We start from the raw sequence: 7,378 nt of genomic DNA on the forward strand, positions 1-7,378 counted from the left end.
CCGGATCAAAGATAAGGCAGGCCCCGGGTCAAGCCCGGGGTGACGGATACGGGATGTCCGCTATCGGTCGCTTGCGGGCGTTGCACCGGTGCAGTGAGATAGGTCGGGTCATTTTTGTCTCACGCAAAGGCGCAAAGACACAAAGAGGCCGTGCCGGCCGCGAAGCGGCTTTTCCCATCGATGCCGCGGCCTGATGCGGCGATGATGATAAGGCGACCTAAGGGTCGCAGCCATGCTTCTTTGTACCTTTGCGCCTTTGCGTGAGATATATTTCGCCGACGATGAAGAAGCCGGATTCCGGATCAAGTCCGGCGTGACGAAGAAAGAATGTCCGCTAACGCCCGATACCCGTCATCGCCCCGCCCGTTCGAGCAGCGCGCGCGCCGCTGCGACATGCATATCCTCGATCATCCGCCCTTCGTGCCGCTGCGCCCCGCCGGTCGCCGCGGCGACCAGCGCCTCGGCCTCGGCGATCTCGCGCGCCGACGGCGCGAAGGCGGTGTTGCACGGATCGACCTGCGACGGGTGAATCAGCGTCTTGCCGTCGAAGCCCAGCCGCCGGCCCTCGGCGGCCTCGGCGGCAAAGCCCGGCGCATCGTCGATCGCGTTGTAAACTCCGTCGAAGCCGTGCTTTCCGCCCGCGCGCGCCGCGAGGACGATCGCCTGTATCGCATGGCTCATCGCGCCGCGGTCGGTGCCATCGGGCAATTTCAGCTCATGCGCCAGGTCGTTGAGCCCCGCGATCAGTCCCGCCACCGCCGGATCGGCGGCAATGTCGCGCGCGGCGTAAATCGCGGCCGGCGTCTCGATCATCGCGAGCAGCGGCAGCCCCAGCCCGCGCGCGGGTTCGAGGTCGGCGATCGCATCGACCTTGGGCAGCACGACGGCATCGATCGGCAGTCCGGCGACCGCGTTGATGTCGGCGGCCTGATGCTCGCTACCGCTGCCGTTGATCCGCACCGCGATGCGCTTGCCCGGATAGCCCGCGGCGACCGCCGCGCGCATCGCCTCGCGCGCCTCGGCCTTGCGATCGGCGGGGACCGCATCCTCCAGGTCGATGATCAGCATGTCGGCGGCAAGCCGCTGCGCCTTTTCGAGCGCGCGGGCGTTCGAGCCGGGGACGTAGAGAAGCGAGCGGGGCGCGAAATCGGTCATGCGCTTTTCTGTGGCGCAAGCCGGGCAATGCCGCAATAAGTTAGCATCAGTGGTTTGCGACCAAGCAGAGGGGATTTGTCATGGGGTTTGGTTTTGCCATCGCGATCGTGGTGCTGGCCTTGTTCTTCCTGATCTGGGCGATGACGCCGGTACGGCAGGGGTATAGCTATACGATCGAACGCTTCGGCCGGTACACGCACACCGCGCAGCCGGGCCTCAACTTCATCACCCCCTTCTTCGACCGTGTCGGCCGCAAGGTGAACATGATGGAGCAGGTGCTCGACATCCCGGGTCAGGAAATCATCACCAAGGACAATGCGATGGTCGCGGTCGACGGCGTCGTCTTCTTCCAGGTGCTCGACGCGGCGAAGGCCGCCTATGAAGTCAGCGACCTCTATCTCGCGATCATGAACCTGACGACGACCAACCTGCGCACCGTCATGGGGTCGATGGACCTCGACGAGACTCTGTCGAAGCGCGACGAGATCAACGCCCGCCTGCTGCACGTCGTCGACGATGCGACGACGCCGTGGGGGGTCAAGATCACCCGCGTCGAGATCAAGGACATCCGTCCGCCCGCCGACATCTCGAACGCGATGGCACGGCAGATGAAGGCCGAGCGCGAAAAGCGCGCCAACATCCTTGAGGCCGAAGGCATGCGCGCATCCGAAATCCTGCGCGCCGAGGGTGAGAAGCAGGGCCAGATCCTGCAGGCCGAGGGCCGCCGCGAGGCCGCCTTCCGCGACGCCGAGGCGCGCGAACGCGAAGCCGAGGCCGAGGCCAAGGCAACGCAGATGGTGTCGGACGCGATCGCGAGCGGCAACGCGCAGGCGATCAACTATTTCATCGCGCAGAAATATGTCGAGGCGGTCGGCCAGTTCGCGAACAGCCCCAATGCCAAGACGATCCTGTTCCCGGTCGAGGCGACGCAGCTGATCGGCACGCTCGGCGGCATCGGCGAACTCGCCAAGGACGCGCTCGCCAGCCGCGAAGGGGGTCGCTGACATGCCCGACTGGATTTCGAACATGGAACCGCACTGGGCGTGGCTGTCGATCGGCGTGCTGCTCGCGGCGGCCGAGATCGTCGCGCCCGGCTTCTTCCTCGTCTGGCTCGGCGCCGCCGCGATCGTCACCGGCGTCGTCGCATGGATCGTGCCGATCGGCGTTCCGCTCCAGCTCGCGATCTTCGCCATCTTGTCGATCGTCGCGCTCTACGCGGGGCGCAAATATCTGCGCGACAACCCGATCACCACGACCGACCCGCTGCTCAACCAGCGCGGCGGGCGGCTGGTCGGCGAAGTGCTGACGGTGACCAAGGCGATCGAGGACGGCCGCGGCCGCGCCAAGGTCGGCGACGGCGAATGGCCGGTGCGCGGCCCCGACACGGTCGAGGGCAGCAAGGTCCGCGTCGTCAGCGCCGAGGGCGGCGTGCTGGTGGTCGAGCTGGCCTGAGCCCGGCCGTCAGCCGCCGCGCGGCCGCGCATAGATATTGACGACCTCGGGCAGCACGTCGCTCGCCCCGGTCAGCGCGAAGCCCAGCTTCGCCGCGACGCGCTCGGACGCGCCATGGCCGGGTTCGATGATGCAGCGGATATCGGCGGCGTCGAGGTTCGTATCGGCCCACGCCAGCACCGCGCCCATCGCCTCTGTCGCCAGGCCGCCGCCCCAATGGTCGGCGTCGAACGCCCAGCCTGCCTCGGGCTGGCCCTCTAGCTCCGTTATGCCGCGCCCGAAATAGCTGAGGCCGCCCATCCCGACCAGCTTGTCGGTCGCCCTGTCGGCGAACACCCAATAGCCATAGCCCATCACCGGCCACAGCCCGGCCGCCGACAGGAATTTGCCCCAGCTGACGTCGGGCGCGCGCGGCTGCCCGCCGATGAAGCGCGTCACGCGTTCGTCGGCCCACATCGCGATATGGTCGGCCTTGTCCGACAGGCGGTGCTCGCGCAGGCGCAGGCGGTCGGTTTCGATGATCGGGGGCGCGGTGAACATGCCGCCGGGCTATCAGCGCGCGCGCCGCGCGGCAAGCCGCTGGTCCCGCAAAGGCGAAGCCCCGGATATGGGGAGAGAGAGCCCTTTGGAGGCTCCGCCTTCGCGAGGCCGTCAGGCGGCCGCCGCCGCCAATTCCTCGCGCGCCGGCGCCGAGCTGTGCTGCGGCATCACCGCATCGGCATAGTCGCTCTCGTAGAGCTTGATCAGCGCGCGGTCGTCGTGGTTCCACGGGTGGAAGCCCGGCAGGAAATAGCTGAGCCAGGGCAGGAAGCTGCGGCGCAGCACCCCCGGCTTGCCGAGCAGGTACCACCAGATGCGCAGCGTTACGCGCCAGCCGGTCAGCCCGTCCTGCTTGAGCAGCGCCTTCATCCCCTTGACGCGCTTCGGCCAGAAGCGCGTGGTGACGAGCAGCATCATCAGCGACTTGGCGCGCCAGCGCTTGAAGCGGCTCCAGTCCTTCGTCGCGTGCAGCCAGGTGTCATAGGCGACGCCCTTATGCTCGATCTCCTCGATCGCGTGCCATTTCCACAAGGCCGCCCACTCGGGCTCGGCGCCCGCGTACATCTTGGGGTCTTTCAGCATCACCGCCGCCATCATCGCGGTATAATGTTCCAGCGCGATCGTGGCCATCAGGTTGACGATCTGCGGGCGCTGCTTGATCAGGTCGAGCACCTGGTTGACGTCGTCCTCCAGCTCCGAAAGATCGTAGCCCGCCTCCGCCGCCTTCTTGTTGAAGACGACATGCTCGCGGCTGTGGATCACCTCCTGCTGCGTGAAGGCGCGGATTTCGCGCGCCAATTTGTCGGGCACGCCCTCGCGGTGCGCCTTCACCGCCTCGATGAACATCGCCTCGCCGCGCGGGAAGGTCACCGACAGCGCGGTGTGGAAAGCCGACGCGATCGGGTCGCCGTTCAGCCACCAGCGACCCTGATTGTCGTTACGGCCGAAACGCATATCGCGCGGCGTAATCGACAAATCTTGCGGCGTCGGGGAGTTGGAAATGCTGGACATATGGGCTGCACCGTCGAAAAGGAGAGGAAGGGCGTGGGGACGTCCTATGGGGTGAATGTTAAAGGTTACTTACAGTGGTGTCAATAGTAGCGAAAAAGCGCCTGAGCCCCGAGGAAAGCCGGTCGGCGGCGCTCGAGGCGGCGCGCCATATCCTGATCGAAATGGGCCCGGCGGCAGTGACCCTGAAAGCGGTGGCGGCGCGGATCGATCGCACCCACGCCAATTTGCTCCACCATTTCGGCAGCGCCGCAGGGCTGCAAAAGGCGCTCGCCGCCTATCAGGCCGAGACGGTGTGCGCGACGATCGGCAAGAAGATGGCCGAATCACCGCCCGGCGAACGCAATGTGCGCGAGATCGTCGACCTCGCTTTCGACGCCTTTAACGAGGGCGGCGCCGGCGCGCTCGCGACGTGGATGGCGGCGACGGGCAATGAGGACGCGCTCGACCCGATCGTCGAGGCGATCCACCGGCTGATCGACGGCATGGCCCCCGACGCGCATGAAAAGCGCCTGATGCACGAGGATACGCTCGCGCTGGTGCTGATGGCGCTCGGCGATGCGCAGCTCGGCGGCCCGATGGCCGAGGCGCTCGACCTGCCGCGCGACACCTCGCGCGTGCTGGCAACCGAACTCATCACCGGCCGCATCGCGAAATTCTGGGCCGAGCAGGGCGGCAAGCCGCAGGGCTGAAAGAGGCGCAGTAATGACACGTGGCATTCGCATTCTCGGGGTGAGCGCCTTGGTCCTGGCCGGCGCCCTTGTCGGCTGGCTGCTTCAGGAACAGAATCTGATCGACGCCTGCCTCGACGCAGGCGGTCGGTGGCAAAGCAGCGGCGCCTATTGCGAGGGCATAACCGCACGGCATCCGCAGGGCTGAGGGCTGGTAATTTTGTTGCGCACGCGCTAAGGGGCGGCCTTCCCCACCCCGTTCGCATCGAGCGAAGTCGAGATACCCCTCGGCTTGGCGCCATGCTGCGGGGCATCCCGACTTCGCTCGACACGAGCGGGTTTAGAGGTTTAGTTCCCCTTTCCGCCCCCAAAGGCCCCCGCCATGCATTTCCTCGACCAAGCCAAGATCTTCATCAAATCCGGCGACGGCGGCCCCGGCGCCGTGTCGTTCCGGCGCGAGAAATATGTCGAATATGGCGGCCCCGACGGCGGCAACGGCGGCAAGGGCGGCGACGTGATCTTCGAGGCGGTCGCGGGCCTCAACACCCTCATCGACTTTCGCTACACCCAGCATTTCAAGGCCAAGCGCGGCACCCCCGGCGCGGGCCGCGACCGCACCGGCGCGGGCGGTCCCGACCTCGTGATCCAGGTGCCGATCGGCACCCAGATCCTCGACGATGACGAGGATCGCAGCCTGCTCGCCGACCTGACGAAAGAGGGTGAGCGCGTCCATTTCCTGCGCGGCGGCGACGGCGGCCGCGGCAACGCGAGCTACAAGACCTCGACCAACCGCGCCCCGCGCCAGCACGGTCCGGGCTGGCCGGGCGAGGAAATGTGGGTGTGGCTGCGGCTCAAGCTGCTCGCCGACGCAGGCCTCGTCGGGCTGCCCAACGCGGGCAAGTCGACCTTCATCAACGCGGTGAGCAACGCACAGGCCAAGGTCGGCGCCTATGCCTTCACCACGCTCCGCCCCCAGCTCGGCGTCGTCAGCCACAAGGGCAATGAATTCGTCGTCGCCGACATCCCCGGGCTGATCGCGGGCGCCGCCGAAGGCGCGGGCGTCGGCGACCGCTTCCTCGGCCATATCGAGCGCTGCCGCGTGCTGCTCCACCTCATCGATGCCAATGACGAGGATGTCGCGACCAGCTACCGCATCGTGCGCGACGAACTCGAAGCCTATGGCGCCGACCTCACCGACAAGCCGGTGATCGTCGCGCTCAACAAGATCGACACGCTCGACGACGAACTGGTCGCCGCGCTCTCGGCCGAGCTCGAAGCCGAAAGCGGCCACCCGGTGATGGCGCTGTCGGGCGCCAGCGGCGCGGGCCTCGAACCCGTCCTCGACAAATTGCTCGAGATCATCGCGGGCGACAAGGCGGGCGAAGATCCCGCCGATGACGGCGACAGCGGATGGTCGCCGGTCTAGGAACGAACGGCTTCGCAGCGGATTGACGAAGGAACATCAAGGAGTTCCCATGGCCATCCGCCATATCTTGCTCGTCGCCCTGCCCCTTCTCTTTGCCACCGTCCCGGCGCAGGCGCAGGACGAGGACGAAGCGCCCAAGCGCACCCGCCTGATCCTCGGACCGCAACTTTCGCCATCGTGGCCCGGCGCCGACAAATATTCGATCGGACCCTATGTCGATCTGTCGCGCGAGCGCGTGGGGACCGAATTCACCTTCGAGGCCGCCGACGAAAGCTTCGGCGCGCCGCTCATCACCAGCGGTAAATTCGCTTTCGGCCCCGCCTTCGGCTTCGTCGGCAAACGCACCGCTGCCGATGTCGGCGCCAACCTGCCCAAGGTCGGACTGACGATCGAGGCGGGCGGTTTCGCACAGGTCTCGCCGACGCCCAGCTTCCGTCTCCGTGCCGAGGCGCGGCGCGGACTCGGCGGGCATGACGGCTTCGTCGGCGAAGTCAGCGCCGACTATATCGCGCGCGACGGCGACGACTGGCTCTTCTCGATCGGCCCGCGCGTGACGCTCGGCGACGGCAAATATCAGCGCGCCTATTTCGGCGTCAGCCCCGCCGCCGCGGCGGCATCGGGGCTGCCTGCGCATGATATCGACGGCGGCGTCCACGCGGTCGGCCTGACCGCGGGCTATCTCCGGCAATTGACCCCAAGCTGGGGTTTCGCGGTCTACGGCCGCTACGACCGCCTCGTCGGCGACGCCGCCCGCTCGCCGATCGTCCGCCAACTCGGCTCGCGCAACCAGCCTTCGGTCGGCGTGGCGCTGAGCTACACCTTCGGCGGCGGTCGCTGAGCGGAGGGCAGCTAGCGACCGATTGGGAACATTCCGTATCCGTCACCCCGGGCTTGACCCGGGGCCTGCCTTATCTTTGATCCGGTGGCGCGAGAAGGAAGGCGGGTCCCGGGTCAAGCCCGGGATGACGAATGTCCCAAAACGACCGAAAGGCGACATCTGAAGCATCGTCATCTCGGATGGAATCCTCGGGTTCGCCCTGCGGCGTGGGTGATCTATATTTCATGCAAAGGCGCAGAGGCGCCAAGAAGAAGATCTCACACAAAGACACAAAGAGGCCGGGTCACG

At 66.8% G+C, this 7,378-nt stretch carries 9 protein-coding genes; 6 read left to right on the plus strand and 3 right to left on the minus strand.

Annotated features, from left to right (window positions below):
* Positions 1-351 precede the first annotated feature (351 nt).
* Positions 352-1,155: a CoA ester lyase gene (locus tag B1A78_RS19215; protein ID WP_077148504.1), complete on the minus strand. Its 804-nt coding sequence runs from the start codon at positions 1,153-1,155 to the stop codon at positions 352-354.
* A gap of 80 nt (positions 1,156-1,235) precedes the next feature.
* Here B1A78_RS19215 and B1A78_RS19220 point away from each other — a divergent pair, with 80 nt between their 5' ends.
* Together B1A78_RS19220 and B1A78_RS19225 are read left to right on the plus strand one after the other, a co-directional pair.
* On the plus strand, positions 1,236-2,159 hold the full coding sequence (locus B1A78_RS19220; RefSeq protein ID WP_077148505.1) for an SPFH domain-containing protein: 924 nt from the start codon (positions 1,236-1,238) through the stop codon (positions 2,157-2,159).
* Position 2,160: 1 nt separating this feature from the next.
* A complete protein-coding gene (locus B1A78_RS19225; RefSeq protein ID WP_077148506.1) occupies positions 2,161-2,607 on the plus strand; it encodes an NfeD family protein in 447 nt (148 codons plus the stop codon).
* Between the two features lie 9 nt (positions 2,608-2,616).
* Here the strand turns inward: B1A78_RS19225 and B1A78_RS19230 are convergent, their stop codons facing one another.
* Both B1A78_RS19230 and B1A78_RS19235 read right to left on the minus strand, forming a co-directional pair.
* Positions 2,617-3,147: a GNAT family N-acetyltransferase gene (locus tag B1A78_RS19230; RefSeq protein WP_077148507.1), complete on the minus strand. Its 531-nt coding sequence runs from the start codon at positions 3,145-3,147 to the stop codon at positions 2,617-2,619.
* Positions 3,148-3,258: 111 nt separating this feature from the next.
* Positions 3,259-4,158, minus strand: a complete 900-nt coding sequence (locus B1A78_RS19235; protein ID WP_077148508.1) for a metal-dependent hydrolase — start codon at positions 4,156-4,158, stop codon at positions 3,259-3,261.
* Between the two features lie 83 nt (positions 4,159-4,241).
* Here B1A78_RS19235 and B1A78_RS19240 point away from each other — a divergent pair, with 83 nt between their 5' ends.
* The 4 genes from B1A78_RS19240 to B1A78_RS19250 all read left to right on the plus strand — a co-directional run bounded on the left by B1A78_RS19240 (position 4,242) and on the right by B1A78_RS19250 (position 7,090).
* A complete protein-coding gene (locus tag B1A78_RS19240) occupies positions 4,242-4,847 on the plus strand; it encodes a TetR family transcriptional regulator (RefSeq protein WP_077148511.1) in 606 nt (201 codons plus the stop codon).
* Between the two features lie 13 nt (positions 4,848-4,860).
* Complete coding sequence (locus B1A78_RS22820) at positions 4,861-5,034, plus strand: hypothetical protein (RefSeq protein WP_179102098.1); 174 nt, start codon at positions 4,861-4,863, stop codon at positions 5,032-5,034.
* 174 nt (positions 5,035-5,208) lie between these two features.
* Positions 5,209-6,252 (plus strand): GTPase ObgE, encoded by a 1,044-nt coding sequence (obgE, locus tag B1A78_RS19245; RefSeq protein WP_077148509.1) that lies wholly within the window; start codon positions 5,209-5,211, stop codon positions 6,250-6,252.
* Between the two features lie 49 nt (positions 6,253-6,301).
* Positions 6,302-7,090, plus strand: coding sequence for a MipA/OmpV family protein (locus B1A78_RS19250; RefSeq protein WP_077148510.1), 789 nt, complete (start codon positions 6,302-6,304; stop codon positions 7,088-7,090).
* Positions 7,091-7,378 lie beyond the last annotated feature (288 nt).

This window comes from Sphingopyxis sp. KK2 (genome assembly GCF_001990265.1).
GTDB lineage: Bacteria > Pseudomonadota > Alphaproteobacteria > Sphingomonadales > Sphingomonadaceae > Sphingopyxis.

Coding starts and splice junctions, on each gene's coding strand:
- B1A78_RS19215 (WP_077148504.1), bottom strand. CDS start 1,155: ATGACCGATTTCGCGCCCCGCTCGCTTCTCTACGTCCCCGGCTCGAAC.
- B1A78_RS19220 (WP_077148505.1), top strand. CDS start 1,236: ATGGGGTTTGGTTTTGCCATCGCGATCGTGGTGCTGGCCTTGTTCTTC.
- B1A78_RS19225 (WP_077148506.1), top strand. CDS start 2,161: ATGCCCGACTGGATTTCGAACATGGAACCGCACTGGGCGTGGCTGTCG.
- B1A78_RS19230 (WP_077148507.1), bottom strand. CDS start 3,147: ATGTTCACCGCGCCCCCGATCATCGAAACCGACCGCCTGCGCCTGCGC.
- B1A78_RS19235 (WP_077148508.1), bottom strand. CDS start 4,158: ATGTCCAGCATTTCCAACTCCCCGACGCCGCAAGATTTGTCGATTACG.
- B1A78_RS22820 (WP_179102098.1), top strand. CDS start 4,861: ATGACACGTGGCATTCGCATTCTCGGGGTGAGCGCCTTGGTCCTGGCC.
- obgE (WP_077148509.1), top strand. CDS start 5,209: ATGCATTTCCTCGACCAAGCCAAGATCTTCATCAAATCCGGCGACGGC.
- B1A78_RS19250 (WP_077148510.1), top strand. CDS start 6,302: ATGGCCATCCGCCATATCTTGCTCGTCGCCCTGCCCCTTCTCTTTGCC.